Genomic DNA, 19,283 nt, shown 5'->3' with positions numbered 1-19,283 from the left:
ATATAAATATTATAAACAGTACATCGTACACAGACACTCACTTCGTTCGTGTCCCTCGCTGCGCTCGGAATTTTGAAGGAATGTATTATTCTATAAGCAAAGCAATTATCGTTGAACTCTCATGCAACTGACCGAAGCATAAAGTTAACCAGTAACAAATCATGCCTTAAAACGCCCTGAGCGAGGCTGTAAGCAATTTTCATGATGTGGGTAATGCGATTGCATGTCTCGGGAAGAAAAACGCTCTACGGGCTTCCTGTGCGATATTTACGAATTCAGTGCTTTACGACTCAATTTCGATGTTGAGTACATGCGTGTTCCCTTCCCTGTTTGCGCTTTACCGCGTTCTTTTGCCAGGTAAGAAAGCCAGAAGACCGGACCTTCGAGTGTTGAAGGATTTTCACGATGAATGACGTAGTGATCTGGATAGTCTTTAGTGGCTTTAGACAAGTTTACCAGCGTTGCTTTACCACCTGTCAGTTTCATCCAGATTTCCGTAATAATACCAGCGATCCCTCTTTCTGGCGTTCCAAACCATCTTACCGAACGATGTGGAAGTGCAATCCAGCAATGGTAATGGGGTTGTGAAGCCTTTTCCTGTTCGCAAACCCAACCGTAAGCAAAATCAATGATAGGTTCTGATAACCCGTTGTTTCCAGACTCCAGGCGGTCACGTAATCGTTTGAACAGGTTGCGTATGTATTTGTTACCTGCTTCAACAGAAGTGAACTCAGGGAGGTGGAGATCAAAACGGGTCAGGAACACTCGACTGTAGAGCTTCAGGATTGCGTTCAGTTCGTTGATTGTTGACATAAGTATGTCATGACGAACACCAGAGCCGATTCTTGTGTTAATCCGGTATTCATGACCATCATGAACAAAGGAGTTCCCATTGATGGTTTTGTAACGTCCGTATTCATGGTAGACGGTACGAAAACTTGTTGTCGATAAAATCGACGATTCGAACAGGGTTTGTGATTGTTGCATCATTGTTAAATTAACCTTTTTGTATTCAGAAAGAGATCACACCTCCTACATAGTTACTACCTAAAACCACGGTAAAACGATGGCATTTGCGATAGCGCAAAGCCGCCTTGTATCTGACGTTGGGGATGTTTTGGAGGAGAGAAATACTACGGAACAAAGCTTACGGATATATTTATTCAACATTACATCATAACAGCAAGAAAAAAAAATGCAATTTAAAATTTATCCGTGCTGAACAGTGTGTCCGATCTGCGGGTTGACCTTATGATATTCTTGGGTTGAGTGGTAAAAACCACCAGGCCAGTATAAGGATATTGGCCCAAATGAAACCAAAATTTTAAACAACGAAGACTGACCAAAGTACGCAAGCAGGATGAAAGAAACTTCTCTCCGCATCTCTTAATTTCCCCCTTTGAAACTATATGGTGACGTTGCTGGTAACTAACACGGGGAGATTCCTGCGAAAAGTGTGATAAACACGGCATTATGCCACAATTCCGAATTGAGATCCCGTGTTGCGGCAATCCACTAAACTTTAACAAAATCGAAAAAAATGTGATTTCGTACACATCTGAATTCCCTGCGAGCGGGAATGCACATATAATGCGCTCCCATCATAGATTCAGACTTATCAACTCATCGCCTGAATGGCTTAGATACCTCGCACAACATGAACATGAAATTAACAACGCTTTTTGCGGCGGCGTTAGCCGTAGTAGGTTTTTGTAAGACCGCGTCTGCGGTGACGTATCCCCTGCCGACAGACGGAAGCCGTCTGGTGGGCGAAAACCAGGTGGTGACGGTACCAGAAGGTAACTCTCAGCCGCTGGAGTATTTCGCCGCACAGTACCAGCTGGGCCTGTCCAACATGCTGGAAGCAAACCCGGGCGTTGACCCGTATCTGCCAAAAGCGGGTACCGTACTGAATATTCCTCAGCAGCTGATCCTGCCGGATACCGTTCATGAAGGTATCGTCATTAACAGCGCCGAAATGCGTCTGTATTACTACCCGAAAGGCACCAACACCGTTATCGTGCTGCCAATCGGTATCGGCCAGCTGGGTAAAGACACCCCAATGAACTGGACCACCAAAGTTGAGCGTAAGAAAGCGGGCCCAACCTGGACCCCTACCGCCAAAATGCACGCAGAATACATTGCTGCCGGCGAACCGCTGCCAGCCGTTGTGCCAGCCGGCCCGGATAACCCGATGGGTCTGTACGCGCTGTACATTGGCCGTCTGTACGCAATTCACGGCACCAACGCCAACTTCGGTATCGGCCTGCGCGTAAGCCACGGCTGCGTGCGTCTGCGTAACGACGACATCAAGTTCCTGTTCGAAAACGTGCCGGTCGGTACGCGCGTGCAGTTCATTAACGAACCGGTAAAAGCGACCACTGAGCCAGACGGTAGCCGTTACATTGAAGTGCACAACCCGCTGTCTACCAGCGAAGACCAGATCAACAACAACGAAGTCGTCCCTGTGACGCTGAACAGCGCGGTGCAGGCGGTGACCTCTCAGCCTGACGTGGAAACGACCATCGTTGACCAGGCCGTGCAGAACCGCTCCGGTATGCCGGTGCGTTTGAACTAATAACGAGCATTAAAAAAGCGGGCTTCGATGCCCGCTTTTTTTTACCCGTTATTCACGATAACTATCCCCCCGTGGTCGTACCGATAGTGGCAGTGGGCATATTCCAGCGGCGTGCCATCTTCCAGATAAATGACCTGCTCCACCTCCAGCACCGGATCGGTTTCCTCGCAGACCAGATGTTGCCTGTCCAGCGCATTGGGTTTTAGCGCCCGCACCACCCTGTATGACCCCATAATTTTCAGCCCCAGCGTCTCCTGAACATACTGAAACACCGAACCGTCAAGATGGCTTTTCGTCAGGCCGGGCACCAGGGTCATCGGCATTACCGTTGAATCCAGCGACATCGGTTCACCGTTTAATAAACGCAGGCGAATAAAATCATAGACCGGCGCATCGGCATTAATCATCAGCGACGCCTGCTCTTTCTCGTTCGGGAAGCGCAGTTCAAAATGCACCACCTGGCTCGTGACCGTACCCAGATGTTCCCAGGTTTTGGTGGCACCAAAATAGTCGCTGCCGGAGAGATCCCACTGGGAAAGCTGAAGGAAGTTTTTGCGGATAAAGGTGCCCTGCCCCTGACGGGTATAAACCAGACCTTCGACAATCAGCTGGCGCATCGCCTGCTGGATGGTCATCCGGCTGGTGCTGAACTCCGCCGCCAGCGCAAACTGGTCCGGCAGGGGTTCATTGGCGGCGTACTGCTGGCTGATAATGCGTTTTTTAATTTCCCGCGCTATGGTGATGTACTTCGCCGCCATCGTCCTTCCTTTCAATTAGTTTTCTATCCCGCTGTTTTTCAACGCCACTCGCTCGGCAATCTTGAGGAAAGGCAGGTAGAAGAATACACCAAAAACAATGATTGCCAACTGCACCACCACCGCCCGCCAGTCCCCTGCCGTGGCCAGCCAGGCGCTCAGAATCGGCGGCGTGGTCCACGGGATCATCACCACGCAGCGCGACATTAACCCCAGCGTGGTGCAGAGCCAGGCAACGTAAATGCCAATCGCGGGCAACAGCACAAACGGGATCATCAGCGGCAGGTTAAAGACAATCGGCAGGCCAAAAATCACCGGCTCGTTGATGTTGAATAAACCGGGCGCCAGCGACAGGCGCGCCACCTGCTTCGCCGACTTCTGCCGGGAGAAGATAAAGATGGCGATCAGCAGCGAAATGGTGCTGCCCGTCCCGCCCACCATGCCAAACGTCGGCACGAAGATGTTGTTGATGATATGCGGGATGGGCTGGCCATTGGCAAAGGCCAGCATGTTCTCGTTGGTGTTGATCAGCAGGAACGGTTCCAGTACCACGCTGTTGACCACCGACTGATGAATCCCTAGCGTGAACAGGAAGTTACCGAAGCTGTAGATAAAAATCGTTCCCGGCAGGCTGGTGTTGATCAGCCGCAGCGGCTGCTGGATAAAGGTCGTGATGAGATGGATCAGGTCCGTGTGCAGCACGTTTGCCAGCAGTGCTGCCAGCACGGCAAATACTGACAATGTCAGAATGGTTGGGATCAGCGCGGTAAAGGATTTACTCACCGCCGGAGGCACATTTTCCCCCAGCGAAATGTGCAGCGCCTTGAGCCGCGAAATGGCAATAAACAGCTCCGTTGAGAGTAGCCCGATCAGCACTCCGGCAAAAATCCCGGTAGAGCCGATATTGGCGAACGTCAGTACCTGAGTGACGTTCACCGTGGTCTCGCTGCCGACGGGCGTCAACTGCAGGCGCATCGGCATCATGATGATAAAACTGCTGACGGCGATAACCACTGCCGAGACCGGATTGTCGAAATCTTTATTGCGCGCCAGCGACCAGGCAATCATCGGGGCCAGCAGCAGCGCGGCGATATTCAGCGTGCCGTTGATTATCGCCTCCCCCCATACCTTAAACTGCGTGAGCGTGTCGCCGTCAAAAATCCACGGGAACACCACGTTGTTCACCAGCACCGCCAGACCGGCGAGGATGAAAATCGGCATCACCGTGGCGAAGGCATCGCGCAGGGAGCGCAGGTGCACCTGGTTTGCCAGGCGCGCCGAGAACTCAACAAATTTATCGACAAAGGACTGCATATGCGGTGTGATTTTTGTTTCAGACATAGCGGATAGTTCCCATCAATCAGTCACAAAAACGGCCCGGCAGCGTACGGCTTACATCTCGCGTCCGTTGGTATGAATGACCTGTTTCAGCCAGGCGTAGCTTTTCTTCGGCACGCGCTTCAGGTCTTTCAGGTCGTGGTTTTCTCGGTTGACGTAGACCACGCCGTAGCGCTTACGCATGTCGCCCTGGGAGCTGAGAATGTCGATTAACCCCCAGCCGAGGTAGCCGATGACCTCTGCGCCATCTTCGAACATCGCCGCTTTCATTGCGTCGATATGCGCCCGGTGGTAGTCGATGCGGTAGGTGTCCTCAATCGGGTTGACGCCGTCCCAGGACTCAATCACGCCAATACCGTTTTCAATCGGGAAGACCGGCATCCGCCAGTCGTTGGCGTAGCGGGTGATGATGGTGCGAAAGCCCATAGGGTCGATCTGCCAGTTCCACTCGGTGGCTTTCAGGTACGGGTTATTTTTCTCACCGTGTAGCAGGTAATAGTTGACCGGCGTGCCTTCCGGGATGGCATCGCTGTCCAGCGTTTTGCTGGCGTAATAGCTGAAGGCCATAAAGTCGTTTTTGGTGCGCGCCAGCAGCGCTAAATCTTCGTCGCGGTAGATATCGCCAAAGCCTTCCTGCTCCACCACCGCCATCACCGCCGGGCTGTAACCCTGACCCGCAAAAACGCGCAGCAGGTTCTGGTTGAGGAATTCATCGTACTGCTGGGCGCAGAAGATATCGCGCGGTTTGCAGGTCGCCGGGTAAATCAGCTGGTGCGCCAGCATGCCGCCCATCAGCTGGCCCGGTTTGGTCTGGTGCAGATACTCGGTCAGCGACATATGCGCCACCATCGCATGGTGCTGTAACTCATAGAGCTCGCGAAGAGTTTGCTCCCCTTTCAGGTAACCGGAAATGCGGAAGGCTTCCGGCATATGGAAAATGTTCTGCTCGTTGAAGGTCAGCCAGTACTTCACCCGGTCGCCAAAGCAGTCGATCATCTTCTTGCCGTAGCGGATAAAGGCCTCCATCACGCGGCGATCGTTAAATCCGTTGTACTCCTGCGCCAGCGCCAACGGCATATCGAAGTGATAGAGGCAGATCATCGGCTCGATGCCGCGCGCGATAAGATCGTCAATAAATCGGTCGTAAAAGGCGATCCCCTCGTCGTTGAACGCGCCATCACCCTGCGGGCAGACACGGCTCCATGAGATCTGAAAGCGGTAGCAGTTCATGCCCAGATCCTGCATCAGGTCGAAATCTTCCCTGTAGCGGTGGTAGGAGTCGGTCGCCACTTTCCAGTCGGAGATATTTTCCCCGGCTTCACGAATGTCGTAGACCGACATGCCCTTTCCGCCCTCGTTCCATGCCCCTTCCGTCTGCATGCTGGAGACCGAGTTGCCCCATAAAAAATTGGCTGGCAGCGATGTATTCATGCTCTCTCCCTATATGACTAGTCATTTTAAATTTCATGACTAGTCATATAGGCGAAGATGAAAAGGTGATCAAAGGGGAGGATCGTTTTTTGTGAGATGGATTGAAATAATGCCTACGGAAAGTAGCCCCGGTAAGCGAAGCGCCACCGGGGAGAGGACGGTTATTGCTGTGCAAGCTGGTTACGACGATATTCCCCCTGGCGCTCAAGCATCCAGCCCGGGTATTCCCCCGGCAACGCGCTGACGGCATCAAGCTTTTTAAGCTCGTCTTCGCTTAAGCGGATCCCGGTTGCGGCGATATTGTCATTCAACTGATCGACGCGTTTCGCGCCCACGATCACGCTAGTTACCGCTTTCTGATGAAGCAGCCACGCCAGCGCGATCTGCGCGACGGAGACGCCTTTGCTTTCGGCAATCGTGCGCATTACATCCACGCAGTCGAAGGCGCGATCTTTATTGACCGGCGGGAAGTCAAACTCCAGACGGCGCCCGCCCGATTCGCTCTGCCCGTTGCGATCGTATTTCCCGCTCAGCAGACCGCCCGCCAGCGGGCTCCAGACCATCAGCCCGACGCCTTCGCTCTGCATCATCGGCACCAGCTCGCGCTCAAGATCGCGCCCGGCGATGGTGTAATACGCCTGCAACGACGCGAAGCGTGCCAGCCCCAGACGCTCGGAGATGCCAAGCGCTTTGGCAATCTGCCACGCTGCCCAGTTCGAGACGCCGATATAGCGCACGTGGCCGTGCTGTACCAGGGTATCCAGCGCACGGAGCGTCTCTTCAATGGGGGTGGCAGGGTCAAAGCCGTGCAGCTGGTAGAGATCGATATGATCCAGCTGCAGGCGGCGCAGACTCTCCTTCACGCTGCCGATGATGTGATACCGCGAGCTGCCGCGCGAGTTCACGCCCGCGGTGCCGGTTTCACCGAACACTTTGGTCGCGACTACCACGTTCTCCCGCGGAACTTTCAGGTTCTTCAGCGCCTGGCCGGTGATCTCCTCCGAGCGCCCTTCCGAGTAAACGTCGGCGGTGTCGATAAAGTTGATCCCGGCATCCAGCGCGCGGCCCACCAGCTGTTCGGCCTCGCTCTGCTGCAGCTGGCCAATCTTGCCCCACATGCCGCCTTCTCCGCCGAAGGTCATGGTCCCGAGGCAGAGTTCAGAAACAAACAGACCGGTGTTGCCCAGTTTTTGATAACGCATAAGTCATTCCTCACATGTCGAATGGGTGCCAGTTAGTTATACCCGCCCCTCTGTCATCGCGAATGTGGCGTTCCTGTCCGTTTCTTGCCCAATCCTCTGAATTTATCCGCGCGGGGCGTCGCCAAAGACGCTGTAATCCGGGAGCTGCACCTGCTGATACGGCTCCCAGCCGCCGCCAAGCGCCTTGTAGAGCGCCACCAGGTCGAGCGCGCTTTGTACCTGCGCCTGAGCGCGCTGCTGCTGAGCCTGGGCGAGCTGACGCTGGGCATCCAGTACGTCGATAAAGCTGGCGATGCCCTGTCGGTAACTGTCGCTGGCTAAGTCAAAGGCGTTTTGCAGGGCGTCGATCGTTTTTGCGAGGCCGGCTTCACGCTGCTGGTCGGTGCGGTAGCTGACGAGCGCGTTTTCAACATCGCCGAGCGCGGTGAGCACCGTCTGCCGATAGTCCAGCACCGCTGCCCCCTGCTGCGCGCGCGCCACCTTCACGCTGGAGACCAGTCGTCCGCCCTGGAAGATCGGAATAGAAACCTGCGGACCGAAGCTGTAGAAATGGCTGCTCCAGTCGGTCAGCCAGTTGGTTTCGCTGTTACGCAGGCCAAACTGCCCGGAGAGGGTAAAGCTCGGGAACAGCTCGGCCACCGAGACGCCGATTTGCGCCGTGTCGGCATGAAGATTCGCCTCCGCCTCACGCACGTCCGGACGACGGCGCGCCAGCGTGGACGGAATGCCCGTTTGCACGATATCCGGCAGCGCAGGCATTGGCTGCGCTGACTGGAGTTCGGCATCCAAAGCGCCCGGCGGCTTGCCGAGGAGGATTGCCAGGCCGTTCATCGCCTGCCGCGCCTGCGCCTGATATTGCGGCAGTTGCGCTTCCAGATTTCCCAGCTGCGCCCGGGCATTTTCTACGTCCATCTGTGGCGAGAGCCCGCCGCGCTGGCGGCTTTCGGTGAGATCCAGCGTCTGCTGCGCGCTCTCAATCTGGGTATTCAGGGTGGCGATAATGCTCTGCGCGCCGCGCAGCTGTAGCCACGCCCGCGCCACTTCCGCTTCCAGCGACACCAGCGCGTCGTTACGCTGCTCGATAGCCGCCTTCTGCTGGGCTTCCGCGGCTTCCACCTGACGGCGCACCTTGCCCCACAGGTCAATTTCCCACTGGGCGTCGAAACTGCCCTGGTAGAGGTTGATAGGCTGCGTCAGCGGGCCTAACGCGCCCCGCAGGGCTGGATCGACATTATCCAGCTGGTCATACACGCCGTGGGATTTCAGCTCGCCTTCCAGCCCGAGCTGTTGGCGCGTCGCCTGTAGATTGCCATTAACCGACGGGAAAAATGCTCCGCCTGCCTGATTAATCTGTTCACGTGCCCCGGCAATGCGTAGCACCGTTTGCTGCAGGGTCAGGTTTCCGGCAATAGCCCGTTCAACGAGGCTATCGAGCTGCGGCGAGCCGAAGGTTTTCCACCAGCGCGGGTTGGTCGCAGCGGAGGTGGTTAGCGATTTCACGCCGCTGTCGCCCTTATCGTTCCAGTGCGTGACGGCCGGCGGCGCGGGTGGCTGGTAATCCGGTCCCACGGCACAGCCAGCCAGCAGCATTATCATCAGGGGGTGTAAACGTCTGTGTATCATCAATGTGCTCCTGCACTCCCCTCGCTCTTAACCGGCGAGAGCAACAAACAAAACGGAATTAGTAACAAGGCCACCACGCTCAGCAGGGTGAAGACGTCGATGTAGGCCAGGAAGCGCGACTGCTCGATCATGGTCTGGTACATCCGCCCGGTGGCAATGCCGGTTGGGTCACCCACCTGAGTCGTGAAGTTCTGGATCGCCTGGGCGCTTTCGCGTATCGCCTGCTGAAACTGCTCGTTAAACGGTGAAGCGTGATACGCCAGATGCGCGCTATGGGCCTGCGAGCGCTCGGTAATGGCCGCCGTCGAGAGCGAAATCCCAATCGAGCCCGCCACGTTGCGGAACATGGTAAACAGCGCCGCCGCGTCGGCGTTGAGCCGTCTCGGTATCGAGATGAAGGCAATCGTGGTGAGCGGCACAAACAGGAACCCCAGCCCAATCGACTGAGCGCTGCGGAACAGCACCAGGGTCTCGAAGTCGATATCCGGCGTCAGCGTGCGCGACCAGAAGAACGACACCGCCAGGCAGGTAAAGCCAAAGGCGATAATCCAGCGCGTCTGCACCACCGGCATGAGCTTCAGCACCAGCGGGATGGTGAGTACAATCAGCACCGCGCCGGGCGACAGCACCAGCCCGGACCAGGTGGCGGTATAGCCCAGATCCTGCTGCGCCAGCTGCGGGATCACCACCGAGCTGCCGTATAAAATCATCGCCATCCCAGCCATTAACAGGCTGGAGATCGCGAAGTTGCGGTCTTTCAGGCAGTACAGATCCACCACCGGCTTTCTGGCATACACCAGCCAGTAGATCGCGCCGATGATGCCGATCAGCGTCAGCACGGCGAAAGTGCGGATAAAGTTTGAGTAGAACCAGTCTTCATCCTCTCCCCGGTCCAGCATCACCTGCAAACAACCGAGCCCTAAGGCGATCAGCCCGATCCCCGTCCAGTCGATGGTTAGCTTCTCTTTCGATTTACTCTCCCACGGCGGATCTTCCAGCAGCTGATAGATCGCCAGTACCGTGACGATCCCCACCGGGATGTTGATAAAGAACACCCAGCGCCAGGAGTAGTTGTCGGTGATCCAGCCGCCGAGCGTCGGGCCAAGCACCGGCGCAACGATAATCGCAATAGAGGAGAGACCAAACGCTTTGCCCCGGTCCTCCGGCTTGAAGTAGTCGAGCAGCACCGACTGCTGGGTAGGCTGCAACCCGCCGCCAAAGAAACCCTGCATCACGCGGAACAGGATGATCTGCCACAGCTCGGTGGCGATCCCGCACAGGAACGAGCAGACGGTGAACATCACAATGCAGATTAAGAAGAACTGCTTGCGGCCAAACACCCGGCTCAGAAACGCCGAGATGGGCAGCACGATGCCGTTCGCCACCAGATAGCTGGTTAAAACCCAGGTCGATTCGTCATAGCTGGAGGAGAGCGAACCCGCGACGTGCGGCAGCGCCACGTTAACGATGGTGGTGTCCAGAATTTCCATAAACACCGCCAGGGTGACAACAATCGCCACCGCCCACGGGTTACTGGCGGGTTTCCAGCTGTCGTGGCTATGATCCGTCATTCCACTGTCACCTTCGGCGCCACCGACAGCCCCAGCGGCAGCGGTTTATTCGGGTCGAGTCCCTTATCAATCACGATTTTCACCGGCACGCGCTGCACAATTTTGACGAAGTTGCCGGTGGCATTTTCTGCCGGGAAAGCGGAGAAGCGTGAGCCACTGCCCTGCTGAATACTGTCGACGTGGCCCTCAAGTTCCATATCCGGCCACGCATCCACGGAGACGGTGACCTTATCGCCGGGCTTCATGCGTTCAAGCTGTGACTCTTTAAAGTTCGCCACCACCCATACGTTAGGGGAAACCAGTGAGAACAGCGCGGTGCCCGCCTGCACCAGCGTCCCGGGCTGCACGTTGCGTTTGGTGACAAAGCCGTCGAACGGGGCGCGGACTTCGGTGTAGGAGAGATTCAGATTGGCCGTTTCGAGCTGCGCTTTCGCCTGCTCGACCTGACGCTCACGTGCTTCAACGTTGGTTTCCTGCTGGCGAATTTGCAGTTGAACCTGCTCCGCCACTTCCAGCTGCGCCTGGGCGCTGGCCAGTGCAGCCTGCGCGCTGCGCAGCTGTGCGTTCGCAGAATCAATACTTTGTTGCGTGGTCGCCCGCGGGTCGACGCCGCGTTGACGACGGTACTCCGCCTGCGCGTTCGCCAGATCGGCCTGCGCTTTCAGTACCTGCGCTTTCGCTTCGTCGCGCTGGGCAGGATACTGCACTTTTGAGAGCGCCAGCTGCGCCTGGGCCTGATGGAGCTGCGCGATAGCCAGTCCAAGCTGAGCCTGAGCCTGATCGCGCTGGGCGGTGGTATCGCGTGGATCGATAACCACCAGCAGATCGCCTTTTTTCACGCGCTGGTTATCGCGCACGTGCAGCCCGGTGACATAGCCCGCAGTTTTGGGGGCAATCGTCACCACATCGCCATCGGTAAAGGCGTCGTCAGTTGTCTCTTCGTTACGGGTTAAAAACCACCAGACCAGCGCCACGACAACCATCACTACCACGACAATGCCGAGGATAATTAACGGTTTTTTGCCCGGTCGCTTACGTTCATTATTGTTGTTTTCCTGCTCGTCAGCAGGCGTTTTTTGATCTTCAGCCATAGTTCAGCAACGGTCCTGTCAGTGAGCGGCATCACACTATGCCGTTCACTAAAGCTAGGACGTTGCTATACGTTTGCCAGGAAAAACTGACAAATTGCGCACTATATGAGAAGGAATAATCCGAAACCGATCGCCGCAGCCCACACCAGCATGGGGAGGGACCAGAGATGGAAGCGCCACCAGATACGACGATCGCTGGCCATACGCAGGGCGATGAGGTTTGCCAGCGAGCCGGGCAGCAGCCCAAACCCGCCAATGTTCACCGCCCAGGCCAGAAGGGTGTCAGGCGGAACATAGTTGAGCAGCAGAATGGTGGAAGGCACGTTGCTGATAAACTGCGACAGGCCAATGGCCGTCAGCCACAGACCCGGCTGAGACAGCGTGCTGACGCTGTGCAACACGTTTTGCAGCACCGGAAGCTGGATAAGAAGATGCACATCAATAAACATCGCCATAAAGACCAGCAGCAGCGTCCAGTCCACGCTCACCAGCACCCGGCGTGCCAGCACGACAAAGCCTGCGGCGACCAGTAGCACACCCGCCAGCTCAACCTTCAGTTCCAGCGCGATGAGAAAGACGATGTACAACCCGAGGCAGCTCCAGACCAGACGCGGCTGCCACTGCGGGCCCGCGGTTCCGCTATGGTACTGCAGTTTTTTATCCGGAAAAGCAAACCAGCATACCGCCAGTAGCGACAGCATCATCACCAGTGCCAGCGGGGCCATTTGCCAGGTAAAGGCGGCAAACGACAGGCCGGACCGCCCCCAGAGCAGGATATTTTGCGGGTTGCCGATAGGGGTCAACAGAGAACCGGCGTTCACGGCCAGCGCTTCAAAGATGATCAGCCGGCTGACCGGGATCTCGCAAAGCCTGCGTAGCGTCAGCGTGAGGGGCACGATGATAAACAATGCCACATCGTTGGTCAGAAACGTCGACAGCACCGCAGCGGAGAAGACCATAAACAGCGCCAGCCTGCGCTCGGTGGCAAAACGGCGCACCATTTTACGGCCCAGCACGTCAAAATAGCCGCTCAGCTCAACCCCTTTGGTCAGCATCATTAACCCACTCAGGGTAATGATGGTGCGCCAGTCAATGGCGGCAACCCAGGCGCGGGGCGCAAACGGCACAAAGAGGCTTAACCCTGCGCCAATGATTAATAAGAGATGGAAGAAACGATCGCGTGCCAGGGCATGCAGTCCGGGGATTTTCATTCAGCGGAGGGACCGTATTTAAGGGTAAATTCACGAAACTTCACCAGCGTCTCTTCACTTACGTGGTGCTCCATTCCTTCCGCATCCCGGCGGGCAATCTCCGGGCTAACGCCCAGTACCAGTAAAAAGTTCTCGACCAACTGGTGACGCTCGCGGCTCTCCTGCGCAAGCTTCTCCCCTTCCGGCGTCAGAAATACACCGCGCCAGGGGATCATTTCAATTAAGCCCACCGAAGCCAGACGTTTTAACATTTTAGCCACTGTCGGCTGTGATACCCCCAGTCTGGCGGCCATATCGACCTGCCGCGCTTCCCCGACTTCACGGATCAGATCGGAAATCAGCTCAACATAGTCATCAATCAGTTCACGACGGTGCGCTTCACGGACCTGGCGAAACCCTTCGACATGTTCTTCAACATTCACCAGCTGCGTCGTTTTTCTGATTGTTGGCTTACCTGCGCGACGGTTCATTGTACTTCCTCAGTGGGGTGACGCTTCCAGCGCCCGGTATCGAGAGCGCACATTGTAAACCATCCCTCTGCAAGCACAAAAAATTAACGAAATAGCCATAGCTATACAATATAGCCTGTGCTATATCTGTATGTAATGCAGTCACCCTTCACGGATCGAAGGGATCAAAAATCAGGAGGTCTTATGAACGAATTCAAGAGGTGTATGACCGTGTTTACCCACTCTCCCTTTAAAGTGCGCTTGATGCTGTTGAACATGCTGTGCGATATGTTTAACAACAAACCGCATCAGGACGACAAACCTTCCCACTAAGCGGCGTTGCGGTACGCCGCTTCATCTCTGCGTCACATTCCTGCTGTAAACTGGCTTCCGGCCGCCCTATTCCCGATCTTTTTTACGGATTTGCAATCCTCTTCGCAAAACATCTGTTGAGCAACTGTTGCTATTATTTTGCGCTAGCACTATCTTCTTGCAGCCCTGCACTATTTGCGGCTCGCTGAAGCGGACCCTCATTCCCTTTCTACGCACTGTCAGGCAGGTTATGACCCTTGACGCCAGGGTGAGCACATGGCGTTTTTATCCATGATAGTGACCTATGAATTTAACCCTGATAGATTCTGTCGTTACCCGTAGCCGGGCCTTAAGCCCGTGGACGGCGTTTTACTTTTTGCAGTCATTGCTGATTAACTTTGCACTCGGCTATCCCTTCAGCCTGCTGTATGCGGTGGCGTTCACCTGCATTCTGCATGTGCTGTGGCGGGCCGCTCCGCGCGTGCAAAAAACGCTGATTGGAATCTGTTCGCTGGTCGCTGCCCTCTATTTCCCGTTTGGCCAGGCTTATGGCTCGCCAAACTTTAATACCCTGCTCGCGCTTCACTCGACCAATATGGAAGAGTCGACGGAGATCCTGACCATCTTCCCGTGGTACAGCTACGTGGTAGGGCTCTTTATCTTCGCGCTGGGGGTTATTGCCCTCCGCCGTCAGTCAGTTGAGAAAAAATCCTGGGGCAAGATCGAAATTCTCTGTCTGGTATTCAGTATTGCCGTGGCGTTCGTCGCCCCCATCCAGAATATTCCCTGGGACGGTAAGTTAAGGCTCATTAACGTAGGCTATCCGGTTTTCCGCTTCGTGAAAGACGTTGTCGTGAATAACAGAGAAGTGCTCGACGAGCAGGCGCGCATGGCTGAACTTTCCAATAAGAAAGACACCTGGAACGTGCTGGCGGTGAAGCCGAAATACCATACCTACGTGGTGGTGATCGGCGAGAGTGCCCGTCGCGACGCAATGGGCGCATTCGGTGGACACTGGAATAACACGCCGTTTGCCAGCTCGGTCAATGGCACCCTGTTTACTGATTATGTCGCGGCCAGTGGCTCGACGCAGAAATCGCTGGGCCTGACGCTGAACCGTGTGGTAGAGGGCAAACCCCAGTACCAGGATAATTTTGTTACCCTGGCAAACCGCGCAGGCTTCCAGACATGGTGGTTCTCCAATCAGGGGCAAATTGGCGAATACGATACGGCCATCGCCAGTATCGCGAAGCGTGCTGACGAAGTGCAGTTCCTGAAGAGCGGTGACTTTGAGGCCGACAAAAATACGAAAGACGAAGCGTTGCTGAAAATGACGGCGCAGGTGTTTGCCACCCCACGCACCCAGCCTCAGCTGATTGTCCTTCACCTGATGGGCTCACACCCGCAGGCCTGCGATCGCACTGACGGGAAATACACGGATTTCGTGCAGTCCAAAGAGACCTCTTGTTATCTCTACACCATGACGCAAACCGATGACCTGCTCAGCAAGCTGTACGATCAGCTGCGCAATACGGGCGACAGTTTCTCTGTGGTCTATTTCTCGGATCACGGGCTGGCGTTTAAAGAGCGTGGCAAAGAAGTGCAATACCTGGCCCATGACGACAAGTTCCAGCAGAACTTCCAGGTACCGTTTATGGTGCTGTCGAGTGATGATAAAACGCATCGCGTGATTAAAGCGCGCCGTTCGGCGAATGATTTCCTGCAGTTCTTCTCTCAGTGGACGGGGATTAAAGCCGAAGAGATAAAAAATGCGTATCCGTTTATCTCCAACAAGAAAGCGCCCCCAGTGTACGTTACCAACTTCAAGTTACAGAAAGTTGACTATAACCATCTGGGTACGGATATTTTTGATATTAAGAGTAAGTGATTTCTGCCGTCTCGTGCAGACTGATGCCCTGACCCTCTCCCACGTGGAGAGGGAACAAACAAAAAAAATCCGCCACATTGGGCGGATTTTTTATTCGATCACCGGAGTGATTAGAAGCGGTAACCTACGCCCGCGATCCAGGTGCCAACGTCAACGTTGCGGATACGGCTCTGCTCATAGGAGAAGTCCAGAGCAACGTCCTGGATTGGGTTGAACTGCAGGCCTGCGCCATAGGAGAAGCCGTAGTCGCTGGTGCTTGCAGTGCGGTTCAGACCCTGGTTTTCGGTCTGCTGGAATTTACCGTAGCCAACACCTACAACACCGTAGATGCTTGCCCAGTCATTCAGACGGTAAGCTGGACCAGCAGTGATACCGTAGTACTGGCCTTTGTTGTACGCGCCGTTTTCAGTACGATCTTTCTCGGTGTAGGTGAAAGAACCGATCACGCCCAGCGGGTTGTTATCCTGCTCGTAACGATACTTCAGGTTGAAACCGTTAGTTTTGTTCATTACGCCCTGCATATCGCTCTGAGCGTAACCACCGGTTACAGTAGAAGTAGCCGCTACAGCGGTACCTGCGGAAACAGCCAGTACAGCGGCCAGTGCTGAAAGACATGCAATTTTTTTCATAACCACCTCAAATGTGCTTCAAGTAAGTCCGTAAGTTTTAAATATATCAAAAAATTTTGCGAAACTCTTTGTGATTCGTGATGTCTAACGAGGTCTTTCCTGTAACAGAACGTTTCCAACCTCAGCTAACTCTTTCAAATCACATGCGATTTTTCCTACAAAACGCCCATATTGCGCGTCTGTGCTGTTACATTCATCCAGATTATTCCTAATCTTTAAGACGATTAATCCAGCAGTAGTTAACCATTTTACGGATTTCATGGGGCTTTTTTTTCAACAGAGTCTCAACCGTCGCTGTATATTTCCTTTACACTGCAACCTTTACTTCATTTGACAGAAGCTGACAGGAGAAAGGATGCCTGGGTTATCCCGCACGTCGTCGGTCTGGTTGCCGGTAGCAGTCATACTCATTGCCATGTTGTCCATTCAAAGCGGTGCCTCGCTGGCAAAATCGCTCTTTCCACTGGTAGGGGCACCCGGGGTGACGGCCCTGCGTATCTTGCTGGGCACGGCGATACTGGTTGCCATTTTCAAACCCTGGCGTCTGCGCTTCAAAAAAGAGCAACGTCTCCCCCTGCTGTTTTATGGTCTGTCCCTTGGGGCGATGAACTATATGTTCTACCTCTCCATCCAGACCATCCCCCTCGGGATCGCCGTCGCGCTGGAGTTTACCGGTCCGCTTGCGGTGGCACTTTTCTCTTCCCGTCGTCCGGTGGATTTTATCTGGGTCGTATTGGCGGTGCTGGGCTTATGGTTCCTGTTGCCGCTCGGCCAGAATGTCACTGAGATTGATCTTACGGGTGCCGCGCTGGCTCTCGGAGCCGGTGCCTGCTGGGCCGTTTATATCCTCACCGGGCAGCGCGCAGGCGAAGAACATGGCCCGGCAACGGTCGCCCTGGGTTCCGTGATTGCGGCTATCGTTTTTGTGCCGATCGGTATGGCGCAGGCCACGGCGTCTATCTGGCAATGGTCAGTTATGCCCATTGGACTGGCGGTCGCAGTGCTCTCAACGGCGCTCCCCTATTCTCTGGAGATGATCGCCCTGACGCGTCTGCCGACACGCATTTTTGGCACCCTGATGAGCATGGAGCCTGCCCTGGCGGCAATCTCCGGAATGGTATTCCTTGGCGAAACGCTGACGTTTACCCAGACGCTGGCACTCTGCTCTATTATTGCAGCCTCAATGGGGTCAACGCTCACCATGCGCCCGGAACCCAAAGTTGAGAAAATCGACATCAACTGATGCCATATATTCTGCATGGCTTTCTGGCCATGCAGAATAAAGGCCAGATCGTCAGGCGTTATAATTTCTTACATACTTTGTCATATTATCGAAATATCCTGCGAGGCCTGTTTTCTCTGTCACCAATTAAGATTGATCTGTATCAATTCTAAAATAATCTATTTATATCAATAAATTATATTATCAACCTCCTTCTTGCTATTAAACCGATAGGCACAGCCAGACCGCAGAGAAAAAATCCGGTGCTATACTTAGTTCCGTAATTACCTGGGACATTAACATCAAGAGGATATGAGATTATGAGTACCGCTAAACTGGTGAAAACGAAAGCGTCTAATCTGCTTTATACCCGTAACGATGTATCGGATAGCGACAAAAAAGCGACCATTGAGTTGCTGAATCGCCAGGTGATCCAGTTCATCGATCTTTCGCTGATCACCAAACAGGCCCACTGGAATATGCGCGGTGCAAACTTTATTGCCGTTCATGAAATGCTGGATGGCTTCCGCACAGCACTGGTGACACACCTCGATACGATGGCTGAACGTGCCGTACAGTTGGGTGGTGTTGCGCTGGGTACCACGCAGGTGATTAACAGTAAAACGCCACTGAAAAGCTACCCGCTGGATATCCATACCGTTCAGGATCACCTGAAAGAGCTGGCAGACCGTTACGCGATTGTGGCCAATGACGTGCGCAAAGCGATTAGCGAAGCCAAAGATGAGGATACGGCAGATATCTTCACCGCCGCCTCCCGCGATCTGGATCAGTTCCTGTGGTTTATCGAATCTAACATCGAGTAATCCATACGATTTTTCTATCGAACCCTCGCCTGCCGGTGAGGGTTTTGCACATCTATGGTGCACACTTTTGGCCTGATACGGTGCAAAAGTGAAGAAATTGTAATAATCACCTCACACAACCGTTAATGGAAGATTGTTTTTTCGTCAGAATTTACGCTAAATATCTCCCCGTCAGTTGAGCCAAACGACGCGCACCAAAATGGTGCTCCATCATGGTGCAACACAACATCATTGCCCCGTTTTTTGTGCAATGCATGACTCCATCCCCTTTGCAAAACAACAGCTTGTAAAGTTGGCACGATTTTTCATTGTGCCTGTCGTTCTCTCAGGGGATCGCCCCGTGGATATAAAAGGAAATGCTATGAAGTCTGTATTAAAAGTTTCACTGGCTGCACTTACCCTGGCTTTTGCGGTGTCCTCTCAGGCTGCCGACAAACTGGTTGTGGCGACCGACACGGCGTTCGTTCCGTTTGAATTCAAACAGGGTGATAAATACGTTGGTTTCGATGTTGATTTGTGGGCCGCTATCGCAAAAGAACTCAAACTGGATTACACCCTGAAGCCAATGGACTTCAGCGGCATCATCCCGGCACTGCAAACCAAAAACGTTGATCTGGCCCTGGCGGGTATCACCATCACCGAAGAGCGTAAAAAAGCGATCGACTTCTCTGACGGTTACTACAAAAGTGGTCTGCTGGTCATGGTCAAAGCCGATAACAATGACGTCAAAAGCGTGAAAGACCTCGACGGTAAAGTTGTCGCCGTGAAGGGCGGTACCGGTTCCGTGGATTACGCAAAGGCGAACATTAAAACCAAAGACCTGCGTCAGTTCCCGAACATCGACAACGCGTACATGGAACTCGGCACTAACCGTGCTGACGCTGTTCTGCACGATACACCGAACATCCTGTACTTCATCAAAACCGCAGGTAACGGCAAGTTCAAAGCGGTAGGCGACTCTCTGGAAGCACAGCAGTACGGTATCGCATTCCCGAAAGGCAGCGACGATCTGCGCACGAAAGTGAACGGCGCGCTGAAAACGCTTAAAGAGAACGGCACGTATAACGAAATCTACAAAAAATGGTTCGGTACTGAGCCTAAATAATTTCACCTGAAATCAGGTTTGTAACGCCCGGTGGCGCTGACGTTTACCGGGCCT

Annotated in this window: 17 protein-coding genes; 6 read left to right on the top strand and 11 right to left on the bottom strand. The window is 54.3% G+C overall.

The window, feature by feature from the left end; genetic code table 11:
- Positions 1-267 precede the first annotated feature (267 nt).
- Entirely contained in the window at positions 268-990 is a 723-nt protein-coding gene (locus A4308_RS21795) for a YagK/YfjJ domain-containing protein (RefSeq protein WP_063929238.1), read from the bottom strand.
- 667 nt (positions 991-1,657) lie between these two features.
- On the opposite strand from A4308_RS21795, the gene ldtB reads away from it, so the two are divergent.
- Positions 1,658-2,578 carry a L,D-transpeptidase gene (gene ldtB, locus A4308_RS10870; protein ID WP_014883119.1) on the top strand — a complete coding sequence of 307 codons (921 nt, stop codon included), beginning with the start codon at positions 1,658-1,660 and terminating at the stop codon, positions 2,576-2,578.
- Positions 2,579-2,619: 41 nt separating this feature from the next.
- On the opposite strand, the gene A4308_RS10865 is transcribed toward ldtB, so the two are convergent.
- The 9 genes from A4308_RS10865 to mntR all read right to left on the bottom strand — a co-directional run bounded on the left by A4308_RS10865 (position 2,620) and on the right by mntR (position 13,270).
- Positions 2,620-3,336 carry a GntR family transcriptional regulator gene (locus tag A4308_RS10865; RefSeq protein WP_014883118.1) on the bottom strand — a complete coding sequence of 239 codons (717 nt, stop codon included), beginning with the start codon at positions 3,334-3,336 and terminating at the stop codon, positions 2,620-2,622.
- A 15-nt stretch (positions 3,337-3,351) separates the two neighbouring features.
- Positions 3,352-4,674 carry a PTS sugar transporter subunit IIC gene (locus A4308_RS10860; protein ID WP_014883117.1) on the bottom strand — a complete coding sequence of 441 codons (1,323 nt, stop codon included), beginning with the start codon at positions 4,672-4,674 and terminating at the stop codon, positions 3,352-3,354.
- Between the two features lie 51 nt (positions 4,675-4,725).
- Positions 4,726-6,102 (bottom strand): glycoside hydrolase family 1 protein, encoded by a 1,377-nt coding sequence (locus tag A4308_RS10855; protein ID WP_023336963.1) that lies wholly within the window; start codon positions 6,100-6,102, stop codon positions 4,726-4,728.
- 161 nt (positions 6,103-6,263) lie between these two features.
- Positions 6,264-7,304 (bottom strand): aldo/keto reductase, encoded by a 1,041-nt coding sequence (locus tag A4308_RS10850; RefSeq protein ID WP_014883115.1) that lies wholly within the window; start codon positions 7,302-7,304, stop codon positions 6,264-6,266.
- Positions 7,305-7,406: 102 nt separating this feature from the next.
- Positions 7,407-8,927 carry an efflux transporter outer membrane subunit gene (locus A4308_RS10845; RefSeq protein ID WP_063308517.1) on the bottom strand — a complete coding sequence of 507 codons (1,521 nt, stop codon included), beginning with the start codon at positions 8,925-8,927 and terminating at the stop codon, positions 7,407-7,409.
- A complete protein-coding gene (locus A4308_RS10840) occupies positions 8,927-10,498 on the bottom strand; it encodes a DHA2 family efflux MFS transporter permease subunit (protein ID WP_023332472.1) in 1,572 nt (523 codons plus the stop codon). The genes A4308_RS10845 and A4308_RS10840 overlap by 1 nt, the downstream gene beginning before the upstream one ends.
- The gene (locus A4308_RS10835; RefSeq protein ID WP_014883112.1) at positions 10,495-11,589 is read right to left on the bottom strand and encodes an HlyD family secretion protein; all 1,095 of its coding nucleotides are present in this window, start codon (positions 11,587-11,589) and stop codon (positions 10,495-10,497) included. Before A4308_RS10835 ends, A4308_RS10840 begins: the two co-directional genes overlap by 4 nt.
- A 101-nt stretch (positions 11,590-11,690) precedes the next feature.
- Positions 11,691-12,800: an anion transporter gene (locus A4308_RS10830; RefSeq protein WP_023332471.1), complete on the bottom strand. Its 1,110-nt coding sequence runs from the start codon at positions 12,798-12,800 to the stop codon at positions 11,691-11,693.
- Positions 12,797-13,270 (bottom strand): manganese-binding transcriptional regulator MntR, encoded by a 474-nt coding sequence (gene mntR / locus A4308_RS10825; protein ID WP_014169260.1) that lies wholly within the window; start codon positions 13,268-13,270, stop codon positions 12,797-12,799. Before mntR ends, A4308_RS10830 begins: the two co-directional genes overlap by 4 nt.
- Before the next feature lie 183 nt (positions 13,271-13,453).
- Here mntR and mntS point away from each other — a divergent pair, with 183 nt between their 5' ends.
- Both mntS and A4308_RS10815 read left to right on the top strand, forming a co-directional pair.
- Positions 13,454-13,582: a manganase accumulation protein MntS gene (gene mntS, locus A4308_RS10820; RefSeq protein ID WP_014831181.1), complete on the top strand. Its 129-nt coding sequence runs from the start codon at positions 13,454-13,456 to the stop codon at positions 13,580-13,582.
- Between the two features lie 283 nt (positions 13,583-13,865).
- Positions 13,866-15,449 carry a phosphoethanolamine transferase gene (locus tag A4308_RS10815; RefSeq protein WP_045281096.1) on the top strand — a complete coding sequence of 528 codons (1,584 nt, stop codon included), beginning with the start codon at positions 13,866-13,868 and terminating at the stop codon, positions 15,447-15,449.
- A 110-nt stretch (positions 15,450-15,559) separates the two neighbouring features.
- Here A4308_RS10815 and ompX read toward each other — a convergent pair whose 3' ends face one another.
- On the bottom strand, positions 15,560-16,078 hold the full coding sequence (gene ompX, locus A4308_RS10810; protein ID WP_014883110.1) for an outer membrane protein OmpX: 519 nt from the start codon (positions 16,076-16,078) through the stop codon (positions 15,560-15,562).
- A gap of 355 nt (positions 16,079-16,433) precedes the next feature.
- Here ompX and rhtA point away from each other — a divergent pair, with 355 nt between their 5' ends.
- The 3 genes from rhtA (at position 16,434) to glnH (ending at position 19,229) form a co-directional block, all read left to right on the top strand.
- Positions 16,434-17,321, top strand: coding sequence for a threonine/homoserine exporter RhtA (gene rhtA, locus A4308_RS10805; RefSeq protein WP_045281097.1), 888 nt, complete (start codon positions 16,434-16,436; stop codon positions 17,319-17,321).
- A 299-nt stretch (positions 17,322-17,620) separates the two neighbouring features.
- Complete coding sequence (gene dps / locus A4308_RS10800) at positions 17,621-18,124, top strand: DNA starvation/stationary phase protection protein Dps (protein WP_008501171.1); 504 nt, start codon at positions 17,621-17,623, stop codon at positions 18,122-18,124.
- A 361-nt stretch (positions 18,125-18,485) separates the two neighbouring features.
- Positions 18,486-19,229, top strand: a complete 744-nt coding sequence (gene glnH, locus A4308_RS10795; RefSeq protein WP_014883108.1) for a glutamine ABC transporter substrate-binding protein GlnH — start codon at positions 18,486-18,488, stop codon at positions 19,227-19,229.
- Positions 19,230-19,283 lie beyond the last annotated feature (54 nt).

This window comes from Enterobacter sp. ODB01 (genome assembly GCF_001623605.1).
Lineage (GTDB): Bacteria > Pseudomonadota > Gammaproteobacteria > Enterobacterales > Enterobacteriaceae > Enterobacter > Enterobacter kobei.
The sequence above is the reverse complement of the archived record's forward strand: the minus strand, read 5'-3'. Positions and strand labels throughout refer to the sequence as shown.

Excerpts from the sequence above, each read along its gene's own strand:
- A4308_RS21795 (WP_063929238.1), bottom strand. The coding sequence starts at position 990 with ATGATGCAACAATCACAAACCCTGTTCGAATCGTCGATTTTATCGACA.
- ldtB (WP_014883119.1), top strand. The coding sequence starts at position 1,658 with ATGAACATGAAATTAACAACGCTTTTTGCGGCGGCGTTAGCCGTAGTA.
- A4308_RS10865 (WP_014883118.1), bottom strand. The coding sequence starts at position 3,336 with ATGGCGGCGAAGTACATCACCATAGCGCGGGAAATTAAAAAACGCATT.
- A4308_RS10860 (WP_014883117.1), bottom strand. The coding sequence starts at position 4,674 with ATGTCTGAAACAAAAATCACACCGCATATGCAGTCCTTTGTCGATAAA.
- A4308_RS10855 (WP_023336963.1), bottom strand. The coding sequence starts at position 6,102 with ATGAATACATCGCTGCCAGCCAATTTTTTATGGGGCAACTCGGTCTCC.
- A4308_RS10850 (WP_014883115.1), bottom strand. The coding sequence starts at position 7,304 with ATGCGTTATCAAAAACTGGGCAACACCGGTCTGTTTGTTTCTGAACTC.
- A4308_RS10845 (WP_063308517.1), bottom strand. The coding sequence starts at position 8,927 with ATGATACACAGACGTTTACACCCCCTGATGATAATGCTGCTGGCTGGC.
- A4308_RS10840 (WP_023332472.1), bottom strand. The coding sequence starts at position 10,498 with ATGACGGATCATAGCCACGACAGCTGGAAACCCGCCAGTAACCCGTGG.
- A4308_RS10835 (WP_014883112.1), bottom strand. The coding sequence starts at position 11,589 with ATGGCTGAAGATCAAAAAACGCCTGCTGACGAGCAGGAAAACAACAAT.
- A4308_RS10830 (WP_023332471.1), bottom strand. The coding sequence starts at position 12,800 with ATGAAAATCCCCGGACTGCATGCCCTGGCACGCGATCGTTTCTTCCAT.
- mntR (WP_014169260.1), bottom strand. The coding sequence starts at position 13,270 with ATGAACCGTCGCGCAGGTAAGCCAACAATCAGAAAAACGACGCAGCTG.
- mntS (WP_014831181.1), top strand. The coding sequence starts at position 13,454 with ATGAACGAATTCAAGAGGTGTATGACCGTGTTTACCCACTCTCCCTTT.
- A4308_RS10815 (WP_045281096.1), top strand. The coding sequence starts at position 13,866 with ATGAATTTAACCCTGATAGATTCTGTCGTTACCCGTAGCCGGGCCTTA.
- ompX (WP_014883110.1), bottom strand. The coding sequence starts at position 16,078 with ATGAAAAAAATTGCATGTCTTTCAGCACTGGCCGCTGTACTGGCTGTT.
- rhtA (WP_045281097.1), top strand. The coding sequence starts at position 16,434 with ATGCCTGGGTTATCCCGCACGTCGTCGGTCTGGTTGCCGGTAGCAGTC.
- dps (WP_008501171.1), top strand. The coding sequence starts at position 17,621 with ATGAGTACCGCTAAACTGGTGAAAACGAAAGCGTCTAATCTGCTTTAT.
- glnH (WP_014883108.1), top strand. The coding sequence starts at position 18,486 with ATGAAGTCTGTATTAAAAGTTTCACTGGCTGCACTTACCCTGGCTTTT.